Origin of the sequence: Allobosea sp. BH3, assembly GCF_025499465.1 — a bacterium.
GTDB lineage: Bacteria > Pseudomonadota > Alphaproteobacteria > Rhizobiales > Beijerinckiaceae > Allobosea.
This window is the reverse complement of the sequence record NZ_JAIMCA010000003.1, coordinates 808,849-831,442: the sequence shown is the minus strand read 5'-3', so window position 1 is coordinate 831,442 and position 22,594 is coordinate 808,849. Positions and strand designations below refer to the sequence as shown.

17 protein-coding genes are annotated in these 22,594 nt (G+C 65.5%); 7 read left to right on the top strand and 10 right to left on the bottom strand.

The window, feature by feature from the left end:
* The 3 genes from BoBH3_RS24490 to BoBH3_RS12750 form a co-directional block, all read right to left on the bottom strand.
* A partial coding sequence (locus BoBH3_RS24490) for a HAMP domain-containing protein (protein ID WP_316045101.1) occupies nucleotides 1-1,263 on the bottom strand: 1,263 nt, incomplete at its 3' end.
* Between the two features lie 150 nt (nucleotides 1,264-1,413).
* Nucleotides 1,414-4,095 (bottom strand): type I DNA topoisomerase, encoded by a 2,682-nt coding sequence (gene topA / locus BoBH3_RS12755; protein WP_262331155.1) that lies wholly within the window; start codon nucleotides 4,093-4,095, stop codon nucleotides 1,414-1,416.
* Between the two features lie 331 nt (nucleotides 4,096-4,426).
* A complete protein-coding gene (locus tag BoBH3_RS12750; RefSeq protein ID WP_262331154.1) occupies nucleotides 4,427-5,563 on the bottom strand; it encodes a serine hydrolase domain-containing protein in 1,137 nt (378 codons plus the stop codon).
* Between the two features lie 141 nt (nucleotides 5,564-5,704).
* Between BoBH3_RS12750 and BoBH3_RS12745 the strand changes: the two genes are divergently transcribed.
* The 4 genes from BoBH3_RS12745 to dprA all read left to right on the top strand — a co-directional run bounded on the left by BoBH3_RS12745 (nucleotide 5,705) and on the right by dprA (nucleotide 9,929).
* Nucleotides 5,705-6,649 (top strand): aspartate carbamoyltransferase catalytic subunit, encoded by a 945-nt coding sequence (locus BoBH3_RS12745; RefSeq protein WP_262331153.1) that lies wholly within the window; start codon nucleotides 5,705-5,707, stop codon nucleotides 6,647-6,649.
* 16 nt (nucleotides 6,650-6,665) lie between these two features.
* Nucleotides 6,666-7,964 (top strand): dihydroorotase, encoded by a 1,299-nt coding sequence (gene pyrC, locus BoBH3_RS12740; RefSeq protein ID WP_262331152.1) that lies wholly within the window; start codon nucleotides 6,666-6,668, stop codon nucleotides 7,962-7,964.
* A 114-nt stretch (nucleotides 7,965-8,078) separates the two neighbouring features.
* On the top strand, nucleotides 8,079-8,702 hold the full coding sequence (gene plsY / locus BoBH3_RS12735; RefSeq protein ID WP_262331151.1) for a glycerol-3-phosphate 1-O-acyltransferase PlsY: 624 nt from the start codon (nucleotides 8,079-8,081) through the stop codon (nucleotides 8,700-8,702).
* A gap of 15 nt (nucleotides 8,703-8,717) precedes the next feature.
* The gene (dprA, locus tag BoBH3_RS12730) at nucleotides 8,718-9,929 is read left to right on the top strand and encodes a DNA-processing protein DprA (protein ID WP_262331200.1); all 1,212 of its coding nucleotides are present in this window, start codon (nucleotides 8,718-8,720) and stop codon (nucleotides 9,927-9,929) included.
* A 27-nt stretch (nucleotides 9,930-9,956) separates the two neighbouring features.
* Here the strand turns inward: dprA and BoBH3_RS12725 are convergent, their stop codons facing one another.
* Together BoBH3_RS12725 and BoBH3_RS12720 are read right to left on the bottom strand one after the other, a co-directional pair.
* Nucleotides 9,957-10,205 (bottom strand): hypothetical protein, encoded by a 249-nt coding sequence (locus BoBH3_RS12725; protein ID WP_262331150.1) that lies wholly within the window; start codon nucleotides 10,203-10,205, stop codon nucleotides 9,957-9,959.
* A gap of 104 nt (nucleotides 10,206-10,309) precedes the next feature.
* Nucleotides 10,310-11,290: an AEC family transporter gene (locus BoBH3_RS12720; protein ID WP_262331149.1), complete on the bottom strand. Its 981-nt coding sequence runs from the start codon at nucleotides 11,288-11,290 to the stop codon at nucleotides 10,310-10,312.
* A gap of 168 nt (nucleotides 11,291-11,458) precedes the next feature.
* Here BoBH3_RS12720 and BoBH3_RS12715 point away from each other — a divergent pair, with 168 nt between their 5' ends.
* Nucleotides 11,459-11,830, top strand: coding sequence for a hypothetical protein (locus BoBH3_RS12715; RefSeq protein WP_262331148.1), 372 nt, complete (start codon nucleotides 11,459-11,461; stop codon nucleotides 11,828-11,830).
* A gap of 69 nt (nucleotides 11,831-11,899) precedes the next feature.
* Here the strand turns inward: BoBH3_RS12715 and ruvX are convergent, their stop codons facing one another.
* A complete protein-coding gene (ruvX, locus tag BoBH3_RS12710) occupies nucleotides 11,900-12,406 on the bottom strand; it encodes a Holliday junction resolvase RuvX (protein ID WP_262331147.1) in 507 nt (168 codons plus the stop codon).
* Nucleotides 12,407-12,618: 212 nt separating this feature from the next.
* Between ruvX and BoBH3_RS12705 the strand changes: the two genes are divergently transcribed.
* Both BoBH3_RS12705 and BoBH3_RS12700 read left to right on the top strand, forming a co-directional pair.
* Nucleotides 12,619-13,668 carry a YeiH family protein gene (locus BoBH3_RS12705; RefSeq protein WP_262331146.1) on the top strand — a complete coding sequence of 350 codons (1,050 nt, stop codon included), beginning with the start codon at nucleotides 12,619-12,621 and terminating at the stop codon, nucleotides 13,666-13,668.
* 25 nt (nucleotides 13,669-13,693) lie between these two features.
* On the top strand, nucleotides 13,694-14,626 hold the full coding sequence (locus tag BoBH3_RS12700; RefSeq protein ID WP_262331145.1) for a hydroxyacid dehydrogenase: 933 nt from the start codon (nucleotides 13,694-13,696) through the stop codon (nucleotides 14,624-14,626).
* Between the two features lie 444 nt (nucleotides 14,627-15,070).
* Here BoBH3_RS12700 and BoBH3_RS12695 read toward each other — a convergent pair whose 3' ends face one another.
* From BoBH3_RS12695 to BoBH3_RS12680, 4 genes are all read right to left on the bottom strand, one after another.
* Complete coding sequence (locus BoBH3_RS12695) at nucleotides 15,071-17,605, bottom strand: hypothetical protein (RefSeq protein WP_262331144.1); 2,535 nt, start codon at nucleotides 17,603-17,605, stop codon at nucleotides 15,071-15,073.
* On the bottom strand, nucleotides 17,602-20,073 hold the full coding sequence (locus tag BoBH3_RS12690; protein WP_262331143.1) for a hypothetical protein: 2,472 nt from the start codon (nucleotides 20,071-20,073) through the stop codon (nucleotides 17,602-17,604). Before BoBH3_RS12690 ends, BoBH3_RS12695 begins: the two co-directional genes overlap by 4 nt.
* 92 nt (nucleotides 20,074-20,165) lie before the next feature.
* On the bottom strand, nucleotides 20,166-21,644 hold the full coding sequence (locus BoBH3_RS12685; protein WP_262331142.1) for a type IV secretory system conjugative DNA transfer family protein: 1,479 nt from the start codon (nucleotides 21,642-21,644) through the stop codon (nucleotides 20,166-20,168).
* A gap of 5 nt (nucleotides 21,645-21,649) precedes the next feature.
* On the bottom strand, nucleotides 21,650-22,327 hold the full coding sequence (locus BoBH3_RS12680) for a hypothetical protein (protein WP_262331141.1): 678 nt from the start codon (nucleotides 22,325-22,327) through the stop codon (nucleotides 21,650-21,652).
* Nucleotides 22,328-22,594 lie beyond the last annotated feature (267 nt).

Genomic DNA, 22,594 nt, shown 5'->3' with positions numbered 1-22,594 from the left:
GGCGAGTTCCTCGGTCGTGGCCGCGGTCTCTTCCAGCGAGGAGGCCTGCTCCTCGGTGCGCTTCGAGAGGTCGTCGGCGCCCATGTTGATCTCGCGGGCCGCGAGGCCGACATCGGCCGAGGTGGTCTGGATCGTCGAGACCGTCTCGGAGAGGCGGTCGACCGTCTCGTTGATGGCGCCCTTCAGATCGGCGAACTTGCCGCGATAGGCGGTCTCGACCCGATTGGTCAGGTCACCGCCGGCGATCGCCGACAGCGTCCCGGCGAACTCGGTCGTGGCGGAATCCACCACCGCGTTGATCTCGTTGATGCCGGCGACGAGGCGCTGCATCTGCTCGTCGGCATCCTTGATCTCGAGCCGGGCCGAGAAGTCGCCGGCCGCAGCCGCCGCGACCACCTCGCCGACATCCGAGACCACCGCCTCGATCGACTGGGCACGCGCGAGACGGGTGGCTGCCGCTGCCCGCTCCTGTTCCTGCAATTCGGCGACCTGCTCGATCGCCGAGCGCAGCACCGCGACCGAGCGGGCCATGATGCCGATCTCGTCGCCGCGCTTGGTATGGGGGACTGTGACGGAGGTGTCGCCCTTGGTCAGGCGCTCCATCACCAAGCTCAGATCCGTCATCGGGCGCACGATCGAGCGGCGTGAGAAGACCAGCGCGCCTGTGATCGCAACTCCGAGCAGGACGATCAGCGCCAGCGGCAGAAAGGTGCGGACCTGCGCCGCAAAGGAAACCGTGTCGGCCTCGGCCGCATCGGCGCGCTTCTCGTTGAGGCTGCTGAAGGCCGTCAGCTCTTCCTGCAGAGCGGCGCGGCTCTTCCTGCTCGCCTCGCTGTTGCCCCAGACATCGGCGGCGCGGCCGGAGACTTCTCGGGCGAGGCGTACCGTCTCGGTGCGGATCGTGACGAACTCGCCGATCAGCTTGCCGATCTTGTCCATACGTTCGCGCTCGCTTTCGGGCGCGATCCGGACCAGGCCCTTGATGCGATCGTCTACGCGCTTGAGCCCGGCCTCGACCGTGGCTGCCGCGTTGCCGGCGTCATGAGGATTGCGTGCGGAGTAGACCTGCAGCGAATCGGCGACGACCTGATTGACCGCGACGTTCAGGCGTTCGGTGAACAGGGCGATGTTGTTCTGGTCGGAGGAGTGCCCATACATGCTCTCCATCCGCGAGATCGCGAGCAGCGCACAGCCCATCGCGATCAGGGCGCCGACCGCGACGATCGCGATTTGCCCCACGATCTTGGTCCCGATCGACTTCATCATCCCCTCCGTAGGCCATTCCACGGCTTTGCCGTGTAATAAGTCGTAACGAAGGGCATTGAACGCTGGGTTAACTCCGGCGCGTAACTTATGGTGAAATAAGCATCATGCGGGGCGAGAAACGAGGCAGGCAAGGCTGCCGGAAGGTCGTCAGCCTTCCGATGCCTTGCTCTTCCGGGCCGGTGCCTTCGCGGTCGGCTTGCTCTCGGCGGATTTGCTCTTGGCGGGCTTGCTCGCAGCGGATTTGCTTTTGGCCGCCGTCTTCGTGCTCTTGGCTCGCGCTCCGGTCCTGCCGGCCCCGCTGCCGCCCTTCGTCGCCGCCTTGGCGTTCACGAGCTCGATCGCCTGTTCCAGCGTGATGCTGTCCTGCGCCAGAGTCGTCGGCAGCGTGGCGAAAATCTTCCCCCAGGCGACATAGGGGCCGTATTTGCCGGCCTTGACCTCCAGCGCCCCGCCCGAGGGATGCTCGCCGAGCGGCCGGCCGGGCGTGGCCGAAGCACCTCCGCGACGGCCGCCGCCGCTCTCCTTGGCGACGATCAGGTCGATGGCGCGGTTGGCGCCGAGTTCGAGAACGTCGTCGCCCTTGTCGATATTGGCGTAGACCTTGCCGTGCTGGACATAAGGTCCGAAGCGTCCGATGCCGACGAGGATCGGCTCTCCGCTTTCGGGATGGCGCGCCACCTCGCGCGGGAGCGAGAGCAGGGCCAGCGCCTTCTCCAGCGTCACGCTCGCCGGGCTCATGCCCTTGGGCAGGCTGGAGCGCTTCGGCTTCTCGCCCTCGCCGAGCTGGATATAGGGGCCGAACCGGCCATCCCGCATCGTGACTTCGAGGCCCGTCGCCGGGTCGGGGCCGAGGATGCGCACGCCGGGCTGGCCCTGGCCGCCTTCGGCGCTCGCCTCGCCATCTGCTGCAGGGACGGAGAGGGGGCGCGTATAGCGGCATTCCGGGTAGTTGGAGCAGCCGACGAAGGCGCCGAACTTGCCGAGCTTGAGCGAGAGCGTGCCGTTGCCGCAGGTCGGGCAGACCCGCGGATCGGAGCCGTCAGCGCGCTGCGGGAAGATGTATTCGCCGAGGAAGCCGTTCAGCGCCTCCAGCACCTCGCCGACGCGCAGGTCCTTGGTTTCGCCGATCGAGGCCTGGAACTCCTCCCAGAAGGCGCGCAGCAGCGCCTTCCAGTCCATCTCGGCATTCGAGACGCGATCGAGGTTCTCTTCGAGGTTCGCCGTGAAGTCGTACTCGACATAGCGCTTGAAGAAGCTCTCAAGGAACGCCGTGACGAGCATGCCCTTGTCCTCGGGCACGAGGCGCTTCTTGTCGATGCGGACATATTCGCGGTCGCGCAGGGTCGAAAGCGTCGCGGCATAAGTCGAGGGTCGGCCGATGCCGAGCTCCTCCATGCGCTTGACGAGGCTCGCCTCCGAATAGCGCGGCGGCGGCTCGGTGAAGTGCTGGTCGGCGGCAATAGACCGCTTCTCCAGCTTGTCGCCGCCCTTCATCGCGGGCAGCTTCTTCGAATCCTCGTCTTCCTCGTCGTCGCGGCTCTCCTGATAGAGCGTCAGGAACCCGTCGAAGAGCACGACCTGGCCGGAGGCGCGCAGGTCGAGATTGCGCCCGCCGACCTTGGCCGCGATATCGACCGTGGTGCGCTCCATCTCTGCCGATTCCATCTGGCTCGCGATGGTGCGCTTCCAGATCAGCTCGTAGAGCTTTGCCTGCTCCGGCTCGAGCTGACGCGCGACCATGGCCGGCAGCCGGCCGAGATCGGTCGGGCGGATGGCCTCGTGGGCCTCCTGCGCGTTCTTGGCTTTGACCGTGTATTTGCGCGGCACATTCGGGACATAGCGGTCACCGAATTCCTTGCCGATGACGCGGCGCGCCGCAGCAATGGCCGAGCCGTCCATGTCGACGCCGTCGGTACGCATATAGGTGATGAGGCCGACCGTCTCGCCGCCGATGTCGACGCCCTCATACAGACGCTGGGCGAGCTGCATGGTCCGCGCCGGAGCAAGACCGAGCTTCCGGGAGGCCTCCTGCTGCAGCGTCGAGGTCTGGAAAGGCGGGTAGGGGTGGCGCTTGACCGGCTTGGCCTCGACTTCCGCCACGGTGAAAAGGGCTGTTTCCAGCGCCTCCTTGAAAGCCTTGGCCTCCTCGCCGTTGCCGATGTCGAGGCGGGTAATCTTCTTGCCATCCGCCCCGACGAGGCGGGCCTCGAAGGTCTGGCCGGATTCGGTCGCGAGCGTCGCCACCAGGGACCAATATTCGCGCGCCCGGAAGGCTTCGATCTCGCGTTCGCGGTCGCAGACGAGCCGCAGCGCCACGGACTGGACGCGCCCGGCCGAGCGCGCACCCGGCAGCTTGCGCCACAGCACCGGCGAGAGCGTGAAGCCGACGAGATAGTCGAGCGCGCGGCGCGCCAGATAGGCGTCGACCAGCGCCTGGTCGATGGCGCGCGGATTGGCCAGCGCCTTCTGCACTGCGTCCTTGGTGACCGCGTTGAAGGTCACGCGCTCGACCGGGATGCCTTTCAGCACCTTCTTCTGGTTCAGCGCCTCCAGCACATGCCAGGAGATCGCTTCGCCCTCGCGGTCGGGGTCGGTGGCGAGGATCAGCTTCTCGGCGCCCTTCACGGCGCGCGCGATCTCGGCGACCTGCTTGGCGCCGCGGCCCTCGATCTCCCATTTCATGGTGAAATCGTTCTCGGGCTCCACCGAGCCGTCCTTGGCCGGCAGGTCGCGGATATGCCCGAACGAGGCGATCACCTCGTAGTCGGAGCCGAGATATTTGTTGATCGTCTTGGCCTTGGCCGGCGACTCGACGACGAGGAGCTTCATGGTTTGGTCTCGATAACAGCCCTGATCAGAGCGCGGAACCGGCCGAGACGGACGGTTCCGCGACCCGCAAGACCCCTGCGGTTCGGAATTGCGCGCGAAAGTGGGTCACGGCGTCCGCCGTGTCAAACGCCTATTGCGCTGCGGGAGCAGCCTGCGACGCTTCCGCCGCCTGCTGATGCAAGGGTGAGACATGGGCGCCCGGCCCGCATTTGCAAGCGGCTGGCGCGGTCTACCCGTCATTGCGAGGAGCGAAGCGACGAAGCAATCCAGGGGCGCCGCACGCTACGTCTCCCTGGATTGCTTCGTTCCGCTCGCAATGACGGCTGGGACCTCAGCCCCGAGCTGCCAGCAGCCGATCGACGAAGCCTTCCAGCGAGGCTCCGTATATCCAGCGCAGCACTGCGACGACGTCCTGCTCGGGGTCGGCCCAGATGATGTTGGTTCCGGCGCCCATCGCCGAGAAGGCACTCTGCGGCACGTTGGGCCGCGCTGCCGGCCCCTGCGCCAGCCACCAGAGATAGCCGTAATTGCCGAGCGTGGGCGAGGGCGTCAGCATACGCTCGACCCACACCTTCGACAGGAGCTGCCGGCCGGCCCACTCCCCCTTGCGGGCAACCAGCAAGCCGAAGCGGGCATGGTCGCGCGCACCGATGAAGAGGCCGCCGCCCCAATGGCCGCCGCCGGGCACGGACTGGATGCGCCGCCCGTCGATCTCGACATAGGAGTTCTCGTAGCCCTGCCACTCCCAGTCCGGGGAGGCGCCGACGGGGTCCATAATGCGCTCGCGCAGCACCTCCGCCAGGGGGCGCCGGAAGCGCTGGAGCAGGGCATAGCTCAGCACGTTCACCCGCACGTCGTTGTATTCGTAGAAGCTGCCGGGGGTCTTGAGCTCGCGGCGCTCTCCCTTCCGGCTGTTATCGGCCCCGGGGCCGATCTGGCGGTTGTGGTCGACTTGGTCGGACTTGCCGAAGAGCTCTCCCTGCCACTCGCTCGACTGCTGCAGCAGGTGGCGCCAGGTGATCTGGCCGTTATGCGGGCCGGCGAAGGCGGAATCGTCCACGCTCTTGCAGACGGGCTCCTCGACATCGCGGATCAGCCCGTCGTCGAAGGCGATGCCGGCCAGCACGGCCAGATAGCTCTTGGCGATGGAGAAGGTCATGTCGGTGCGGTTGGTGTCGCCCCATTCGGCGACGATGCGTCCGCCCTTCAGGATCAGCCCGGCCGGGCCGCCGCGCTCCCGCACCGGGCCGACGATCTCGGTCCAGGGGCCGCGCTCGTTCCACTCGACATTCCCGACATAGGAGCCGTCCGGATAGTAGAGGCTGCGCGGCCAGGGGCTCTCATGCTCCTGGGCATAGGCGACTGCCGCCGCGAGCCTGCCGGCATCGAAGCCGGCCTCGGTCGGCGTCAGGCTCTGCCAGTCGGCGCCATGGGTGGAAGGAACATAGGCGTCGGTCGGCTTGGGCAAGGCTATCGTCCTCTCCGGCAGCGGAAAGGACCTGATCTAGCGCCGTTTGGCTGAAAGCTCCACGCCCCTGGGGACATGACGCCCTCCCGCCTCGGAGCGGCTTGCGCAGCTCCCGACTCGCGCCTAGACAGTCTGCTTCAAATGACATCGCCAGCCCCGCTCTATCCGCACCGCCATCTCCTCGGGATCGAGGGGTTGTCCCATCTGGACATCGAGGCGCTGTTGGACCGGGCCGAGGACTATGTCGCGCTCTCCCGGCAGGTCGAGAAGAAGGCGGCGACGCTGCGCGGCCGCACCCAGATCAATCTCTTCTTCGAGCCCTCGACCCGCACGCAGGCATCCTTCGAGCTTGCGGGAAAACGGCTCGGCGCCGATGTGATGAACATGTCCGTCGCCTCCTCCTCGGTGAAGAAGGGCGAGACGCTGATCGACACCGCCGCGACCCTGAACGCCATGCGGCCCGACATCATCGTCGTGCGCCATCATGCGGCGGGCGCGGTCAACCTGCTGGCGCGCAAGGTCGGCTGCTCGGTGGTCAATGCCGGCGACGGCGCCCATGAGCACCCGACGCAGGCGCTGCTCGACGCGCTGACGATCCGCCGCAACAAGGGCCGTATCCAGGGGCTGACGGTGGCGATCTGCGGCGACATCGTGCATTCGCGCGTCGCCCGTTCGAACATCATCCTGCTCAATGCGCTCGGCGCGAAGGTGCGGCTGATTGCACCCTCGACGCTGATGCCGCCCGGCATCGAGCGCATGGGCGTCGAACTCTACACCGACATGAACAAGGGCCTCGAAGGCGCTGACATCGTGATGATGCTGCGTCTCCAGCTCGAGCGCATGCATGGCGCCTTCGTGCCGTCTTCGAAAGAGTATTTCCGCTATTTCGGGCTCGACCGTGACAAGCTTGAGCGCGCCGCATCCGACGCGCTGGTGATGCATCCCGGCCCGATGAACCGCGGCGTCGAGATCTCCTCCGAGGTCGCCGACGGCGCCCAGTCGCTGATCCGCGAGCAGGTCGAGATGGGCGTCGCCGTCCGCATGGCGGTGCTCGACGCGCTGGCGCAGCATCTGCCGAATGCTTGACGGGATGGAACCGAGCATGACTGATCCGCAGGATCTCGCGATCGTCGACGCCCGGCTGGTCGACCCCGCGAGCGGGCGCGAGGGCAGGGGCTCCGTGCTGTTGCGCGGCGGCGCGATCGCCTCTGTTGAATGGGGGGCCGCACCCGCGACGCCCGAGGGCCTGCGCCGCATCGATGCCAAGGGGATGGTGGTCACGCCCGGCCTCGTCGACCTGCGCGCCTTCCTCGGCGAGCCGGGAGCTGAGTTCCGCGAGACTCTCGGCTCAGGCTCCCATGCCGCCGCCGCCGGCGGCGTGACGACGGTCGTCTGTCGGCCGGACACTGACCCGCCGATCGACGACCCCGCCATCATCGACTTCCTGAAGCGCCGCGCCCGCGACAAGGCGATCGTCAACGTGCTGCCCTCCGCCGCCCTGACCAAGGGGCTGGAGGGCAAGGAGATCACCGAGTTCGGCCTGCTGCTCGAGGCTGGCGCCGTTGCCTTCGGCGATGGGGCGAAGGGCCTGCGCAATCCGCAGGTCATGCGCCGGGCCATGATCTACGCCCGCGACTTCGACGCCCTGATCATGAACCATGTCGAGGACCCGGAGCTCCGCGGCTCGGGCGTGATGAACGAGGGCGAGTTCGCCAGCCGAAAAGGCCTGCCCGGCATTCCGCTCGAGGCCGAGACGGTGATGCTGGAGCGTGACCTGCGCCTCGCCCGCGCGACCGGCGCCCGCTACCACGCGGCGATGATCTCCTGTGCCGAATCGGCCGAACTGGTGCGGCGCGCGAAGCAGGACGGCGTCCGCGTCACCTGCGGCGTCTCCATCAACAACCTGTCCCTCAACGAGAACGACGTCGGCGACTACCGCACCTTCTGCAAGGTCTCGCCGCCGCTGCGCTCCGAGGATGAGCGCCTCGCCATGGTCGCCGCGCTGGCGGAGGGTGTGATCGACGTCGTCGTCTCTGACCACGACCCGCAGGATGTCGAGACCAAGCGGCAGCCCTTCGCAGAGGCCGCCGACGGCGCGCTCGGCATCGAGACCATGCTCTCGGCCGCGCTGCGTATGGTGCAGGCCGGGCAGATCGAGCTGCCGCGCTTGCTGGCCGCCCTGTCGGCACGCCCTGCCGCCCTGCTCGGAATCGGCTGCGGGCGGCTCCAGCCCGGCGCGCCGGCCGATCTCATCCTGCTCGATCCCGAGGCGCCCTATGTCGTCGACAAGCGCAAGCTCAAGTCGCGGGCCAAGAACTCGCCCTTCGACGAGGCGCGGCTCGAAGGCATCGTGCAGGCGACCTTCGTCGGCGGGCGGGTGGTCTACGAGGCTGAAAGCTAAAGGCGCTTGAACCTCCACGGGTCATCCCGGGCGGCTTGTCCGGGATGACGTCGCGCTTTCTATTGGACCTGACCGATTCTATTGTGCGCCTGGGCGGGCGACGTGAGGGGCTAAATGGCTGAGACGCTGAACTGGAGCCTTTCCGGGCCCATGACGCTGGTTGCCCTCGTCGTCGGCTATCTCTTCGGCTCGATTCCCTTCGGCATCATCCTGACGAAGCTCGCCGGCGGACCTGACCTGCGCAGCATCGGCTCGGGCAATATCGGCGCGACCAATGTGCTGCGCACCGGCAACAAGAAGCTCGCCGCCGCGACCCTCGTCGGCGACATGCTGAAGGGCACGGTCGCCGTCCTTGTCGGCATGCACCTTCTGGGCGGACCTCAGGCTGCGCTGGCGGCAGGCATCGGCGCCTTCCTGGGCCATCTCTTCCCGGTCTGGCTGGGGTTCAAGGGCGGCAAGGGCGTCGCAACCTATATCGGCGTGCTGATCGGCGTGAAGGCGGTGGTCGCGCTCGCCTTCTGCGTCGTCTGGCTCGGGCTCGCCTGGCTCTTCCGCTATTCCTCACTTTCGGCGCTGGTTGCGAGCCTGCTGACGCCGCTGCTGCTCTGGCTTTGGGCCGGCATGCCGCAGGCCGCGGTCGTGATGGCCGTCCTGACCGTGCTGCTTTGGATCATGCACCGGGAGAATATCGCCCGGCTATTGGCCGGAAAAGAAGGCAAGATCGGCCAGAAGGGCTGACCGGGAATGGCTGGCATCGCGCTTTCCGATCGCCAGCGTCTTGAATGGCTCCGGCTGATCCGCAGCGAGAATATCGGCCCGCGCAGCTTCCTTTCGCTGATGAGCCGCTTCGGCAGTGCCGCCGCCGTGCTCGATGCCTTGCCGGACCTTGCCCGGCAGGCTGGCCGCTCCGTCCGCATCTGCTCTCCGGCGGAGGCTGAGCGCGAGCTTGCGGCGCTGGATCGTCTCGGCGGCTGCTTCATCGCGCTTGGCGAGCCTGACTATCCTATTCCGCTGCAAGCGATCGACTCGGCTCCCCCGCTCATTGCCGTGCTCGGCGAGGCAGACGCGCTGCGGCGGCCATCCGTCGCGCTCGTGGGCTCCCGTAACGCCTCGGCGGCAGGATTGAAGTTCACCGGCCGGCTAGCGCGCGAGCTTGGCGAGGCGGATTTCGCCATCGTCTCGGGGTTGGCGCGCGGAATCGACACGGCCGCCCATGAGGCAAGCCTCGACACCGGCACCGTGGCCGTGCTGGCCGGCGGGCTCGATGAAATCTATCCGCCGCAGAACATTCCGCTGGCCCGGCGCATCATCGAGCGCGGCGCACTCGTCAGCGAGATGCCGCTCGGTTGGGTTGCCCGCGCCCGCGACTTCCCGCGCCGTAACCGGCTGGTCTCGGGGCTCTCGCTCGGAACGGTCGTCGTCGAGGCCGCACAGCGTTCCGGCTCGCTGATCACCGCCCGTTTTGCCAATGAGCAGGGCAGGCTGGTCTTCGCGGTGCCCGGCTCGCCGCTCGATCCTCGCGCCGAGGGCGGCAACCACCTGATCCGCGAAGGCGCGACGCTCTGCGCTGATGCTGCGCATGTTGTCGAGGCGCTGGCGCCGCTCCGGCAGGGCGAACTCGCATTCGTGTCGGAACGCCGCGTCCTGCGCGAGCCGGATCGTGCGCGACCGCACGAGTCGATGTGGGACGAGCTCGATTTTGCCGAGGTCGAGCCGGCGCCGGCTGTTCCCGGCAACGACGATGGCTTTCAGCCACACCCGTCGGGGGCGCAATCCGGAGAAGGGGCGCAGGCGACCGATCTTGGCCGCCTCGTGCTCGACCTGCTTGGCCCGACGCCGGTCGGGCTGGACGATCTGGTCCGTTCCAGCGGGCGCTCGGCGCGCGACGTCAATCGCGCTCTGATAGAGCTGGAGCTGGAAGGGGCAGCCCGCCGCCACCCCGGCGGCGCCGTGTCGCGCGGCTGAGCCGAAGAGGCTTCGGCGGCGCGGCACTTATCCGGACGGGCCGCCTGTCTTGGCGAGGCGCGCAATCTCGGCGGAGGCTTCGATCCGGACCATCTCCAGGAAATAGGAGAGGGCGTTCAGCTGCGCGTCTCGCGCCATGATCCTCATCTCGGCAGCCATGCCCTCGATGAAGGACGCGGCGTCGAGCGCGGAAGCATAATGCTGGGGGGGATAATTGTCGCCGCCGCCCTGGCCGGCTCGGTCAGGCGGCGTCAGATTTCGAACAATATGCCTCATCGCCGATGGAATCTCCCCAAGCTCGACGACCGCTGCGCCCGGGAGGTGTCGATCCCTTCCAGGAATATACAATTATAGATTGCATTTTATCGGAAACTGCAAGTTCAGGTCGTAAGAAAAAGCGCGGCAAGCGGCAGCGTCGCCAGCGCAAGCAGTGTCTGCAGCGTGGTGATTTCAGCCATGAGTTGCGCGTCGCCGCCGAGGTCGCGCGCCAGGAAATAGGCCGCCGTCGCTGTGGGGACCGCGCCGGCGACCACCGTCATCGCCAGCGCCGGGCCGGTCACGCCGAGAAGCCCGGCATAGAGCCAGGCCAGGAGGGGCATGGCCACCAGCTTGAGCACGACCGCGATGCCATGGGCCAAGCGCGGGCGCGCCAGCCGGTTGAGATCGAGTGCCGAGCCGACGACGAGCAGGCCGATGCCGAGCGAGGCCCGGCCGAGAACGTCGAGATAGCCGGTGAAGGCCGAAGGCAGCATCCACTGGACCTGGTTCAGCAAAAGGCCGACCGCCGAGGACCAGATGAAAGGGTTGACGAGGATCGAGCGAATCGTCGCCCCGGCGCTCATCGGCTTGCCGTTGGCGAAGCGGGCAAGCACCAGCACGCACATGACATTGAGCAGCGGGATCATCGCCGCGATGGCGATGGCCATCAGCGTCGTGCCGGCCCGTCCCTGAAGCCCCGCCGCGACCGCGAGGCCCACGAAGGTGTTCCAGCGCACCGAGCCCTGGAAGATCGAGGTGAAGGCCGGGCCGTCGATGCCCGCATGCGCCAGTGCGGGACGCGCCACCAGCAGCAGGGCCGCGACGCTCAGGATGGCGAAGACGAGGCTTAGGCCCATGGCGAGAACCGGCACGCCGCGAAGGTCTGCCATGGCGAGGGTATGGATGACCACGGCCGGGAACAGGAGCTGATAGGTCAGCCGCTCGACACCGACCCAATGAGCCTGCGAGACGATGTTCCGGGTCTTCAGGACCCACCCCGTCGCGATGACGAGGAAGACGGCGATCAGGCTGTCGAGCATGTCCGGGAAACTGGCCGGGCGGGCGGGATGGGGAACAACGGAGCCCGGAATCCGTTGATGCATCGACTGTCGAAACGGCCTGTCCCATGCCCGGCAGCGTCCGGCAAGAGCGGCGACGAAAGCGCGCTCTGTTCGTGCCGCAATGCCGCCGCGATTGGTTCAGGCCCTGTTCAACCGGATTGCGCGAACCTCGGCTCATGGTTCGGGGATCCCGCTAAAGGAGATGCCGTTATGTCTCTTAAGAAGAACGTCGCCATTGCTCTGACCGCTGCGAGCGTCGTGGCCGGCAGCTTCGCTGTTCCGGCGATGGCTCAGGAAAGCCGCAGCTTTGATCCGGCCCGCCTCGATAAGGCGAAGGCCGAGTACAGCCAGTATCGCCATCGCCACTACCGCGGCGGCTATTATCGCGGGGGATCGGCGCGTGGCGCTGCGGTCGCCGGTGCGATCGGTCTCGGTATTCTCGGCGCGGCCGCTGCCGCGGCGAACAGCCGGGCCTACTACTCGGAGCCCTACTACGACGAGTACTACGCTCCGCCGCCGGTCTATGCACCGCGGGCCTATTACCGGCCTTATGGGTACGGCGACTTCCGCGACTATCGCTGAGGCGTTTCCGCCCAAAGAGGCGATCATCGACAGGCCCGCGCTCCGCGCGGGCCTGTTTCGTTTCGCGAGTTATCGGCGAAACTGCTCCTCGTCGTCTTCCTCGACCGCAGATAGCCGGCCGAGCCGGTCCAGAGCGCCTTGGAGGATGTAGGCGGCGGCCATCTTGTCGACGACGGCCGCCCGTTTGGCGCGCGAGGCATCGGCATCGAGCAGCGTCCGCGTCACGGCCAGCGTAGACATCCGCTCGTCCCAGAACACGATGGGCAGCGCCGTGAGCGGCGCGAGGTTGCGCACGAAGGCGCGGGTCGACTGCACCCGCGGCCCCTCCGTCCCGTCCATGTTGAGCGGCAGGCCGATCACCAGCCCGGCGACCTGATACTTTTCCGCGATTTTCAGGAGCGCCGCGGCATCGAGGCCAAACTTCACGCGCTGGATGGTTTCCAGCGGGGTCGCGATCTGCCGCTCGACATCCGACAGCGCCAGCCCGATCGTCTTTGTGCCGAGGTCCAGGCCGAGCAGCCGCGCATGGGGCGGCAGTTCCAGGAAGGTTTCGAGCTCGACGAGGGGGCTGGTCATGCATAGGGCGGTAGCATGCATGGTGGGCGGTTGCGAGCGCACCTTGTCCTGCGCCCGACGAATGGCCGTTTCGCGGGAGCCGTGGCGCCAGTGCCATCGCCTAAAGCGGCGAGCCGCGCTATATGCCGGCGGAGAATGTTCCGCCTGTCGAAGAGTGGGTCGGTAGAACATTTCCGCCCAGAAACCGCTCCGCTGCCAGCGCGAATCTTTTCATGTCTCATGTAGCCACCCGCAAGATGGACGCCCCGGTCTCGCTCTTGCCGGGCATCCTGCTCTCGGCCGCGGTCGCGATCGCCTCCGCCTTGCTGGAGCCTGTGCTGAAGGCGGCCACCGGCGGTCGCATCGGCATCCCGGCCATTGTGGTCGCGCTCATCATCGGGATGGTGCTGCATCCGCTGGCCAATAACCTCCGCTTCGCGCCGGGCATGACCTTCTGCGTCAAGAAGCTCCTGCGCTGGGCGATCGCGCTGCTCGGCTTGCGCATTGCACTGGGCGACATCGCCGCGCTCGGCCTCTCGACGGCGCTGCTGGTCGTGGGCTCGATGGTGGCGACTGTTGTGGTCGGCTTCGTTCTGGCGCGCCGGCTCGGACGCGAGGCCGGCATGGGCGCGCTCGCTGGTGTCGCCACCGCTGTCTGCGGCGCCTCCGCGGCGCTCGCCACCGCGACCGTCGTGCCGGACTACCGTAACAAGGCCGCCGACGTCGCTTTCACCGTCATCGCGATGAACGTGGTGGCGACCATAGCGATGCTGGCCTATCCGCTGATCTGCGTCTGGCTCGGCTTTTCGCCGCAGCAGACCGGCATCATGCTCGGCGGCACGATCCACGACGTCGCGCAGGTCGTCGGCGCCGGCCAGTCCGTCTCGGACGAGGTCGCCAATGCGGCCGTCATCGTCAAGCTCTTCCGCGTCTTCCTGCTGCTTCCCGCCGTGCTGATCGTCGGCTGGTGGCTGGTGCGGGACGGCAGCGAGATGACCAAGGCGAAGGTGCCGGTTCCAGTCTTCGCCATCGTCTTCCTCGGCCTGTGCGTGCTGAACAGCGTGCTTGCGCTCTCGCCTGCCGTTCAGCCGTTCTATGGGCCGCTCCGGGACGGGTTGCTAGAGGCCTCGCGCTGGGGCCTGCTCATCGCGATCGCGGCGCTGGGACTCGGCACCTCGATGGGCGCCATGGTGCGGCTCGGCTGGCGGCATCTGGCGCTGGTCACGGGCACGACCCTGACCATCCTCGTCATCGTCACCGCCGGCCTCTTCCTCATCGGCTGAGCAGGGTAGAGCTGTACGAAACGACATGACCGACATCGTCATCACCGAATTCATGGACGAGGCCGCCGTGGCGAGCCTCAGGGCGCGCTATAGCGTCCATCACGACCCGGAGCTTTTTGCCAAACCGGATGAGCTCGCACGCCTGCTCGGGGGGGTGCCGGCCCTGATCGTGCGCAACCAGACCCAGGTGCGTGGCAAGGTGCTCGAAGCGGCGAATGCGCTGAGGGTCATCGGCCGCCTCGGCGTCGGCCTCGACAATCTCGATATGGGGGTCTGCGCCGAGCGCGGCATCAAGGTCTTCCCGGCCACTGGCGCGAACAGCCTCTCCGTAGTCGAATACGTCATCGGCACCGCAATGACGCTCCTGCGCGGAGCCTATTTCGCCAATGCGGCGATGCTGGCTGGCGAATTCCCCAAGACGAAGCTGATCGGCCGCGAGATCACCGGCAAGCTGATGGGGCTCGTCGGCTTCGGCGCGATCGCGCGTGACGTCGCCCAGCGCGCTCGGGCGCTCGGCATGGAGGTCGCAGCCTTCCATCCGCGCCTGGCCACCAACGATCCCGCCTGGGCTGGCGTGCGTCGGATGGAGCTCGACGAGCTGTTGTCGAGCGCCGATGTGATCAGCCTGCATGTCCCGCTGACGGACGAGACGCGGGGCCTGATCAATGCGAAGGCTTTCGCCCGGATGAAGCCGGATGCGATCCTGATCAATACCGCCCGCGGCGGCATCATGGACGAGGCGGCGCTGGTCGAGGCGCTCAAGGCCGGCCGGCTCGGCGGCGCGGCGATCGACGTCTACGACCAGGAGCCGTTGGGCAAGGCCGCCGCGCAGGTCTTCGCCGGTGCGCCGAATCTGATCCTGACCCCGCATATCGCCGGCAACACGGTGGAATCGAACGGCCGCGTCTCCGGCCTCGTCGCCGAGAAGGTCCTGGCGGCGCTGGACGGGCGAATCTAGGCTACAAGCTTGTGGACGGGGAGTGACCGCTCTCGACCCAGTTCGGTGATTGGGCGTCAGCCCGCATTACGACCTAAACTGGCCCATAGCCGACGTCGTCCAAGTCTGCTTTATGGCAGCCGATCGAGATAACAATCGCGTTCGCCTGCTAGCACAACCCGGCCGTGCAATGGCTAAGGCGAGACGGATTAACCGCTACAATAATTCTGTAGGTCAGACTTGCCATGTGCAGGGTGACGGCAAGGACAATGCTGCATGCCTACAGCGGCTCGCCTATTAGCGAGCATGCGACGCGTGCCAAGTCGGTCACCTACGATAGCTAGGCCGTTTGGCTGATCTCAGTTGATGAAAGCAACTGACCGATAGCCGGAACTTGAGTGGCGCTTTGCGGCGCCGTACGACAGGCTGAGCATACGAGACAGAAGAGCGTCTCGCTACGGTTGCTTACGTGGATCCGCGATCGTGAAACCAGCCGCGCAGGCCATCGCGGATCATCGGCACCCTGTCGAGGACACCGGATGTCAACGGATCGTCGCTGTCCATATAGATTTTTCCATCGGGAGCGACAGTAAATACGGCGCTGAATAGGCCTTTATCATAGCGCACTGTTGCATTTATTTGCCAAGTGATCTCCGGACGTCCAGCAACTCCGCTGACCGGCATGGGTACTACGGGGCCTATCTGCTTAACTATGTCCGCAATGTTGGTTGGACGCTCAGGGGACCAAGACTGATCGAGGTCGCCAATGCTCTCGGCCAGCATGAAGGGTCCCGCCTCGCCCTGCACGACGCCGCAGAAAAATCTGGCATAGTCGGCTGCCTGCTCCGGCCTTTCGAGAAGGACCTTCTCTGCCTGATTGAAAAGGTGGACACGTCGGGCGTTGCCTTCGATAGGAAAGGCGACAGTCTTTCCGAGCATGAACAGCGCACTCCGCGCCTCGGTTTCGTCGCTGCGCCCGCCAAGCAGCACCTCGACGACCGTGGCCGCCTCGTAACAACGCGGTTGGTGAGTCCTTATCGCGCGCATCGGGCGCTGCCGGATCGACTGGAAGAACGGTCTCGTCGACATCGCCCGTTCCAGGCGCGACATCAGGCTCTCGGCTTCTGCAGCGTCCTCAACCTCGTGCCAGCTTCCGGAATACAGAGGCTGGAATGGCCAGGCTGCGGACCCCAGTTCCGACCGGGGTGGCGGCGTCTCGGCGATCGGCGGCGAGGTGAGGTATGGAAAGAGCAGAGGATCGTTGATGTCGGCCGCAATGGCCACCTTGGTACGACCAAGCGCAGCGCGCTGCTCGACCTCCTGAGCAATCTTGTCCCGGTCTGCCATGAGGTGCGACAGGGCTGGATCGACGGCATCCAGCATGGCCATATACGCCTCGAAGCCACCGATCGCCTCAGTGCTCGGCGTCCGCCAGGCGATGATTTTGAGATGGTCGAGATCGCGTTTGGCGGATGCAAGATCACCGGCCGTACCCGACTCGGCTATCCTCGCCGCGAGAAGAGCGGCAAGTTTTCGGTCGAGGGTCGTAGCAGCGCTGGCGTCCATATGTGACCTCGATGGGAGATACGTGAAACTGGCTGGGTCCAGTCCGGCGCCTGACGGATCCACGAGAGTGTCGATGAGCGAAACGATCGCCTGCCCGACATAGGGTATTCCGCCTCTGAACGCCGCAGAGCGCGCATAGTCTGCAAAAAGCTCCAGGTGCGCGGAGCTGACCGAAGGAAACCCGACAAGGGCGGTTGTCGCCCGCAGCACCGCGAGTGCTAACCAAGGCCTTCGCCTGGTGGCTGGCGCGGTCCACGCCTTGTCGATAACCGACAGGACCAACTCGACCTCGCCCAGCCAGGCCAGGTGAAGCCAGAGTGAGACGAGCGCCCCTGTCAGGGCTGACGGCTCGTTCGACGACTCAGCGTCGAGTGCCTTCAGCAGAAGCTCGGCGAGAGCGAGAGCCCCTGCGACGCCTCTGGGTTCTCGCGCAGGGAGCCATTCTTCCACCGCTGCCGCAATGCCGCGGAGGAGCCGATGTTTATCGGCCGGTTGCTGCGGTTCCTGGAGTGCGACGAAAAGCACCCCAAGCGAGTCTCGGATCAGAGCTAGATGATCCGTCTCCATCAGGATCATATAAGCGAGAGGGCCGATCTCCAGTTTATCAGCATCGGCAGATGACCAACTGGATTGGCCGCACCATTGCGTAAGAGATCGCCACATGGCCGGGCGATCGCCGGAGCCGCTTGTCAGGCTGGCACGCAACGCAGCCACCGCCAGTTGGACACGCTGGCGCTGGGCTCCATCCTCGCCTCCGGTCCCAACCCAAGGTAGGAGCGTCAACCTCTGCCATAGTTTGTCTACGGACAAGGATGAGCGTTCGGGCATCTGAAAACGATAAAAGATGCCTGCTGAGGTTTCGATCAAGAGGTTGCGCGTATGCGGCAACATGGCAGCGGTGTTGATCGGCGCGGTTTCAAGGCTGTCGACGATCTCCGACAGGAGGAGCGCTGCCTCGCTCCCGTCGCCGGCTTGGCACGCCGTTACGGTGACATTAGCAATGAACCCCGCAAAACCGCGCTCGCCCCATTGGCTAAGTCCGTGTCGAGACCACAGGGGCTTCAGGAGGTTCCAGCGCGCCGCGTCCGTAGCAAAATCAAGCTGGCTGCCATCGAATACCGCATACATATCCGCTGCTGCGATGCGCAAGGCGAAGGCCACGTCGTCCGGCGAGGGCGTCAATCGAGCGGCATCTGCCATCACCGAATCTACGAACCGCCGGCGCTCGGCCCGCTCACCTTCGGTCAGGCCGGCTTCCGCCAGGCCGCCAGCTGCCTCGTCTCCACGTTTTTCCCAATAGATACTGCCGATCACATAGGCTAGCGATTGCGCCAGGGCCGCCAAAGTCTCAGAGTCGCCTGTGGTGGACCGAAGCCGCAAGACGACGTCGCCAAGCCGACGCAGACGGTCAAGAGCGAAGGCGGCCGTGCTCATGGCTGTCCCTGCGCGCTGTCGAAGCTGCCCGAAAGGCTCGTTGCGCCCCCCTTTCGGTCGGTGGTCGGATCGCTGCCAGCGGACATTGCCCGAAGCTTTGCATCGTGGTCGGCGTACTCGTAATTGATATGTTTGTTCACCGCGCGACCGGCGAAATTGGCCAGCTGCTGCAGGCTGGCGGCCAGATTCCGCGCCACGGCCTCGTTGCCGGGGGCAGCGGCTAGAAGCTGACTCTCGAAACGGTCGTAAACCGCGAAGGCGGCTTCGAGATCCTCCTGAGAGGGTGTCTCATCCTTGCGGGCTTCCGCCATATCCACGATCAGGCCGCGGACGAGAGCCGATATGACGACCGGATCTAGGGTCCCCGCAGCTGGAAGGAGATAATCGAGCGCTGCTGTGGTCCTGGGATAGTCCTGAAAGCAGAGCCGCGCGAAGAAGGCGACATCCCAGGGAGAGAGTATCCACGCCGTCTGCCTCAGCCAATCGGCGCGGTCAGCCCAGATCAGGGGGTCAACGGGCCGGTCGCCTGCGGGAGCGAGCAGATCGAGCACGAGGCGCTCGCCGATCAGGTCCGGCACGAGTGGCGCCAACTGCCCTGCGCCCCCGCTCGACCCCGTGATCGACTGGTAGAGCGCCTCGTCTACAGGGCGAGGCCAATGTGCGGCTCCGAGGTCATAGGACGTCTTACCCGCCGTCGACAGGTTGTGAAATGCACGGCGATCTAGCCCTCGGACGAGGGTTGCCGCGGCGACGAGCCTTTCATGCTGATCGCGGCTCTCCTCGGCGGCGAGCCGGTCGCCGCGGGAAGCCGCCAGGCGATCGAGCCAGATTTCGCGTTCACGCTCGATCAGCGTGCTGAACAGGGCAAGCCTCTTGTCCTCGGCAGTCGCGTCCTGATCGACCTCCGGCAGCATTCGCGCGAACAGGAAATCGGCGACGATGGCCGCAAAGAGCGGACGGCAGGCCTTGTCATACTCACGCAACACTTCGAGCAACTCGCTGTCGCTCTGTGCCACGGGCGCATCAGCGGCCCGGTTGCGCATCAACCGAACAAGATCCTTATCCGAAAGCGCGGCAAGACGATGGATATTCTGCGGGGCTGCAATCCGCAGGCATTCATGCGCCGCAGCGCCTTTCAGCTTCGAGAAGAGCGGGTCATTCGCATTGCGTTCGATCAGCACGACGCGCACCGGCGATTTCAGCTCATGGTTCTGCGCCCGGATGGCTAGGCCCTCGAGAAACTCCATGGTTCCCGGATGGGCGGCCGCATAGTCGATCACCAGGATCGCCGGGTGCTCGCCCACCGGCCACAGCGCGGCGCCTTTGCCGTCGATCGCGAAGGCCTGCACGAACCCGCTGGCTGGCCAGCGCTGTCGATGACGCTCGAGAAGTTCCATCGCGAAACGGCTTTTGCCGGAGCCCCCGTCGCCACAGATCGCGTGCCATCGGAAAGACCTGCGGATGCCGCCGTCGCTGCTGGCGGATTCGCCGAACAGGACGGCTTCGACCTCCGCGAAATCCTTGGCCCGCCCCTGCAGTTCGTCGATGGCGAATTTGAAGCTGAATCTCATGTGTTGCGGGTCGGCGCCCGCATGTCCGAGCTCGGCCTTATCGATACGGGGCCATGTCAGCCCCCTCATCTGGTTCAGGCAAATGGACTCGTGAATGCTGCGGAGCAGTCCTTCGACGCGCCCGAGCGAGGACCGGATCTCGTTCTGGGCGTCTTGCAGCTGGGGAAATACCGCGAGCGCTTTCTTGATCTCGTCATCGATGCCGGCGACGGCACGCTTGAGATCGACGAACTCGGCTGCGAAGAAGATCGCCTGGAAACGTGGGTTCGTCTTGATCTCTTCGGCGATATAGAGCGCGAACACGTCGTACCAGCCGCAGCCATGGTCGCCGCGGAAGACGCTGCCGAAAAGGTCTGGACATGGTCGTCCTGTAGTCGCCTGAATTTCTGCCAGCGCGCGCTCGACAGCTTCGGCGCGCGCCCGCCTGCTGTCTTCGAGGAGCCGCGCTTTGAGACCGTCGCGATTGTCCGGCTGGTCATAAAGCGCCTCGGTACGCGGATCGATGACATGGCCCAGCACGCGATCGATATCGTCGAAGGTCAGCGCGTCCTCGCGCAGGGTATTGGCGTCGAACACCTTGAGGCGCTCATCGAGGAACGCCTTGACGCTCGAATTGAATGAGCGCTCCTCGTCCCGGGCATGCTGCCCCATTGCATCGACTGCATCGACCAGTCTTCTGTGGTCGTCGAGCACCGCACGAACGGCCCCCAGATGCGCTGTCCGGATTCCCCGCACCAGATCATGGTTGACCGGCCGGCTTCTGCCGATCATCCCGCGCTTCAGGCAGCCATTTGCCCAGTCCTTGACCGCCGGAATGGCCAGAGGGAGGCCGAGCATCGAGCCGCATTTCTGAAGCGCCTCAGCCGCTGCAGCGAGCGTCCATGATTCTACAATCATCTCTAACGCAGCCTCGTCCAGCTTTCACATCTCAACTCGTAACGCGGCGATAAGACAGGCGACTGTCGACGCAAATAGAGGTGGGGCGGCGCTCATCCAGCTGGTGGCACTTTGGATGCGCGACCGCGCAGGCTGGCGCTCAGCCTACGGGCAAGCTCCGCCGTATCCGGCGCGGATGCGGTGTCGGTACTGGCGGGGCGCTGATACCATCGGCTGGGCTGCCGACGCATGACGAGTTCCGGTGGTTGCGCGAGATAGAACGGGTTCGGATCGGCTTGACCGGCGAAGGCAGGGTCCGAGAGGTAGTTCGGCTTGCGGGCGATGACCGGCTCGTCACCTGCGATCTGCAGGATCATTTCCTCCGGCTCAAGATCGAGAATGGCGAAGGGAGTCGCAAAACCAGTGACTTCCGCGATGCCGCGGGCCGCCAGGATATTGTTTGCGCCAAAGGCCTGGATAACCTTGCAATTGCTCAGCATAGTTGGCCAGTCGCCCGCATAAAGTCTCTGAATTTGGGTCACATCCTGCCAAAAACTCCAGGTCTGCACGCCATACCCGCGCATCAGCGTCATGGCCTGGCGCAACTGCGGTAGGGTCCCGAGCTGCGCCGCTTCGTCGAGCATGAACAGAGTAGGACGCGGCGGCTTGCCGCGCCGCCGCACGAGTGCGCTCATCAACGCGCCGATCCAGAGCCTTAGCAAGCCGCCATGGGACTCAAGCTTGTTCGGCGGCAGCACCAGGTAGATCGACAGGGGCTCGCCGGATGTGACCGCAGCCATATCGAAGGTTGAGGAGGCCACGGATTCGAGCACCTCACCCCCGCGGAGGAAGCCGAGGCCATCGAGAGCGAAGCTCACGATTCCTCCCATCGTCTGCTCGGCGGGGCTGCGGATGCTGCGGCCAATCATCTGAGCTTCTGGGTGGCTCGAATTGGACAGCATTTGCGCGACCGTCTCCGTGTCCGCCGCCAGGGCGCTGACGATCTCCCGGACCCTGCCGAGATGGCGCTGCTCCTGCGGTTCGTCGGCCAAGACGTAAAGAATGACGCCGATGATCAGGTCCTGCGCTCGGTTGGACCAGAATGCGTCTCGAGGATCGACGTACTCGGCGAAGAGGGCCGAGACCAGCGCGGCGGTATCGTCGACGTCTCCCGCGCCGAAGGCCTGAATCGCATCAAGGGGGTTCAGACAGTCGCTGGTGAAGCCGGTAATGCCCATCGGGTCAATCACGATGACCTGCTGCCCGAGCTCCCGACGCCGCCGGGCCGTCACCATCACATTCTCCCCTTTTGGATCGATGACGATGATCGGTCCGCCGAAGCGCAGAAGTGTGGGGATGATCGCGCTGACACCCTTTCCGGCGCCGGTCGGGGCAATCGTGACGAGGTGCCCCTCACCGCTGAGCAGGACCGGGTCCAGAAAGCCATGCCTGGGCGACGTGTTGGGGTCCCCGAAATGGAAGCCGATAGGCTGGCGGCGATGCTCGTGCTCCAGCGACCAGCCCACAAGGATATCGGGGGTATCAAGCGCTTCGGGAAGGCGAGGGCCGAGAGACGTGAAGGCTTCTGACAAGGACGTCACTCGATCGCTCCAGGGTTTCGAAAAGGAACGACGCGTAGCGGCGGCCTTATCGCAACGCGCGACTGGCCGGTGACTAGCTCGTGATCTTCGAGCATCTCGACCTTTCCGGACGCATCGATCCGGAAAGCAGCGTTGCTGAGCTGCGATCCGTAGATGACGTTCGCGTGCCAGGTCAGCCCGTGCTCGGCTGGTTCGGATCTCAACGGTTCTACCTTCAGCGCCTCGGTCGAAAGTAATAGCGTCGCGGCCTCGCCGGCCGTCTCCACGATGTTAAAGGGGCCGCTAGCGCCCCAGACGACACCGGTGAAGAACTTGAGATAGGCCGACTGGTGGACCGAATCGGCGTCTAGACGAGGCGATAGCCGCTCGTTGAGATCGTGAATGGCGGGCGAACTGCCCGTCACCGGAACAAACCTGCCGTCGCCGATGATAAATGCGCAAGCGCCGTAGCCGTCGACCGTCCGGGCCTCGACCTCGATCAGGTTCCAATCATCGCCATAGAAGGGCAGTTGTAGCGCACGGCCACGGCGTATCGGCTCGAGATATGACGGATTCCACCAACGGCTGCGGTTCGTTTGAAGAAGCTGCGATGCGATCTGCAGTTCCTGCTCGTCAAGCCGGACCCATTCTCCCGTTACCAGCACAGGGCATTTGAAGTTATCGGCTTGGATCACGGCGCATTCCGTTAGGGCATGTAGCGCCACTTTGAACGAGGGGGATGCCGTAACGCAATGCCTCATCTACTTCGCTCTAGGATTTCGGGAGCCTCCGCTGAATGACAGGGCGTTGCGAATGGGAGAGGCCGCCTCCCGGAGCTTACAATTGATTGCAAATGCCGAAACGAACGGTGCCCGTTTCGGCGGATCCGGCTGAGGCCAGTGGCGCCGGATCAGAGCGAAGTGATGCAGACGACGCGCATGCACCAGCCATTCCCGTCGCTC

Excerpts from the sequence above, each read along its gene's own strand:
- topA (WP_262331155.1), bottom strand. The coding sequence starts at position 4,095 with ATGAAGCTCCTCGTCGTCGAGTCGCCGGCCAAGGCCAAGACGATCAAC.
- BoBH3_RS12745 (WP_262331153.1), top strand. The coding sequence starts at position 5,705 with ATGACATCGCCAGCCCCGCTCTATCCGCACCGCCATCTCCTCGGGATC.
- pyrC (WP_262331152.1), top strand. The coding sequence starts at position 6,666 with ATGACTGATCCGCAGGATCTCGCGATCGTCGACGCCCGGCTGGTCGAC.
- plsY (WP_262331151.1), top strand. The coding sequence starts at position 8,079 with ATGGCTGAGACGCTGAACTGGAGCCTTTCCGGGCCCATGACGCTGGTT.
- BoBH3_RS12725 (WP_262331150.1), bottom strand. The coding sequence starts at position 10,205 with ATGAGGCATATTGTTCGAAATCTGACGCCGCCTGACCGAGCCGGCCAG.
- BoBH3_RS12720 (WP_262331149.1), bottom strand. The coding sequence starts at position 11,290 with ATGCATCAACGGATTCCGGGCTCCGTTGTTCCCCATCCCGCCCGCCCG.
- BoBH3_RS12715 (WP_262331148.1), top strand. The coding sequence starts at position 11,459 with ATGTCTCTTAAGAAGAACGTCGCCATTGCTCTGACCGCTGCGAGCGTC.
- ruvX (WP_262331147.1), bottom strand. The coding sequence starts at position 12,406 with ATGACCAGCCCCCTCGTCGAGCTCGAAACCTTCCTGGAACTGCCGCCC.
- BoBH3_RS12705 (WP_262331146.1), top strand. The coding sequence starts at position 12,619 with ATGTCTCATGTAGCCACCCGCAAGATGGACGCCCCGGTCTCGCTCTTG.
- BoBH3_RS12700 (WP_262331145.1), top strand. The coding sequence starts at position 13,694 with ATGACCGACATCGTCATCACCGAATTCATGGACGAGGCCGCCGTGGCG.
- BoBH3_RS12695 (WP_262331144.1), bottom strand. The coding sequence starts at position 17,605 with ATGAGCACGGCCGCCTTCGCTCTTGACCGTCTGCGTCGGCTTGGCGAC.
- BoBH3_RS12690 (WP_262331143.1), bottom strand. The coding sequence starts at position 20,073 with ATGATTGTAGAATCATGGACGCTCGCTGCAGCGGCTGAGGCGCTTCAG.